Origin of the sequence: Microbulbifer okhotskensis (assembly GCF_023895975.1) — a bacterium.
In the GTDB taxonomy this organism is placed as follows: domain Bacteria; phylum Pseudomonadota; class Gammaproteobacteria; order Pseudomonadales; family Cellvibrionaceae; genus Microbulbifer; species Microbulbifer okhotskensis.
This window is the reverse complement of record NZ_JALBWM010000255.1, coordinates 1-1979: the sequence shown is the minus strand read 5'-3', so window position 1 is coordinate 1979 and position 1979 is coordinate 1. Positions and strand designations below refer to the sequence as shown.

Annotated in this window: 3 protein-coding genes; 1 reads left to right on the top strand and 2 read right to left on the bottom strand. The window is 43.7% G+C overall.

The window, feature by feature from the left end:
• The first annotated feature begins 108 nt into the window (after positions 1-108).
• Entirely contained in the window at positions 109-645 is a 537-nt protein-coding gene (locus MO867_RS21785; protein WP_252473066.1) for an RNA 2'-phosphotransferase, read from the top strand.
• Positions 646-841: 196 nt separating this feature from the next.
• Here the strand turns inward: MO867_RS21785 and MO867_RS21780 are convergent, their stop codons facing one another.
• Positions 842-1096, bottom strand: coding sequence for a DUF1330 domain-containing protein (locus tag MO867_RS21780; RefSeq protein ID WP_252473064.1), 255 nt, complete (start codon positions 1094-1096; stop codon positions 842-844).
• A gap of 629 nt (positions 1097-1725) precedes the next feature.
• Positions 1726-1979, bottom strand: a 254-nt coding sequence (locus MO867_RS21775; protein WP_252473062.1) for a hypothetical protein, incomplete at its 5' end; no start/stop codon positions are given.

Genomic DNA, 1979 nt, shown 5'->3' with positions numbered 1-1979 from the left:
ATACGGCTGCTGCAGCAGCCTAAAGGGTGATGCACTTCAGAGTTGAATGCAGGGATCAATATTTGATGCAAATTGTACCCTGTGGATGTTAGTTGTTGGAGTTTAGGGTTGAGTAAAGAATTCAATGCAATTTCGAAATACTTTAGTTACTTGCTTAGGCATCGACCGAATTCTATCGGTCTATCTATGGATGAAAATGGCTGGGTGTCTATTGATGAGTTGGTTCAAAAAACTGTAGATTTCAAGCTGAGCAGGGATATAGTGGCGGTCGTAGTTGAAACCAATGATAAGCAGCGATTTTCTATCAGTGAGAATGGAGCCTTTATCCGGGCTAATCAAGGGCATTCGGTAGGAGTTCACTTGGGTTTGAAACCGATTGATCCACCTGAGTTTCTGCTTCACGGTACCGCGAAGCGTTTTATCCGTGCTATCCGCAACGAAGGTTTAAAGAAGATGCAAAGGCATCATGTGCACTTGTCAGACTCTCAAGCAGTCGCCCGGAGTGTTGGGGCAAGGTACGGTAAACCAATTTTCTTGCAGGTAGCCGCAAAATCCATGCACAACAATGGTTTTATATTCTATCGATCAGTTAATAATGTATGGTTGGTAGAGAGTGTGCCGATAGAATATATTGAAGAAGTGTGAATCACTGGCTGTGACAATATCGGACCTGAATTTTGAAGTCCGTACCTCCCGGTGTGGAGTGCTCCGGGTATTTTAAGTATGGGCACTCACAATTTAAGTCGAAAATAATTATTTGGCAGAAACCATTAAATAATGGGATTAATTGCTGCCGCTTTTCTAGGGGCAGAGATTCGTCAATCTAGACTTAACAACCCACTTATAGCTTTTCTGTGTACCAAATTTTGGGAGTCACAAGTACCCCTGCTTGTTTCCGGACTGCTTGCAGTTCAGCGCAGTTGACATATTTAATCGCATGTTCTTTTGATGGGAATTCGTGAATGACAGTCACATTATGATGGTTGTCAACTTCTCGGTAGATGGATGTGGCTGTGGCCCCCATTTCTTTCAGCTTTGGCTTGAAGTCCTCAAATACTTTATGCCATGTGTTGTAGTCTTTGACGTTAGCGTGCATAAATAGATGTATCATCTCGGTACTGCCTGGTCAGAACTTTAAATGTTGGCTTGGCTTAGGTGCTGAATGAGTAGCATTTTTACACCGGGTGTCAAGCTAGTTGAGATCACACTCAAAAGAATGCTTGTAAAATATATAGCACACCGTTGATTTATAGGGGGCTGCGTTCAGTAATGATTGAATTTTTTGTGGCTGTTTGTAGTGGTCTAAAATTTCCGGACACTTCGCTAAGATGGAAAAACTTGGGATGAGGCTCAAGTGGGCCTTGGAAGAGTGACAAAGCTGGGTGGTGTTGCTGCTGGTGTAGCTGTTGTTGGGCTCGCCTTGTCTATTTCCAGGCAGTCGATAAATATCAAGAGAAGGTTGCATGTAGAGCTTACGCGCTGGCAAGGATCGAGAAGGGGTGGAGCATTTTTTTGTGCCTTTTGAGGCACTTCAATATCAAGTGACGGGTAAGAATCTAAAGAGAGGTAAGCATGCTAAGTTCGCTCTCCTTATTTTACGGGCATCTTCTGCAAACTGTTGTTGAGGTGGAGTTTGGGGAGGTTCATTGGTTTCCCTAGTTTGGAACGGTGGCAAATATGTTCTGCTCTCAAATCATGCCTGGAGTGGGGATGATCATCCGACATTTAGAAGAGTATTCTGATCACCTGGATGCGGAAGTTAAAACTACTGTGGAGAAGCTGCAGTGAGTACCGGTATTTTCCATTTTGATACGGTTTGTCGGCTGCCGTGGTATCCAAGGGCGATCGGTCAATGAACCTGATCGTTACCAAGGTCAGTTTGACACCTCCCAAAGGCGCCATATCTAAAGAATCTGATTGAGTTTGAGAGTTATAACCGAATCTGGTGTTTGAGGGTTTGAAAGAAAGTAGCGTATCTG

What these genes read in the sequence shown, in the direction of transcription:
- MO867_RS21780 (WP_252473064.1), bottom strand. Translation starts at nt 1,096, where the DNA reads ATGCACGCTAACGTCAAAGACTACAACACATGGCATAAAGTATTTGAG.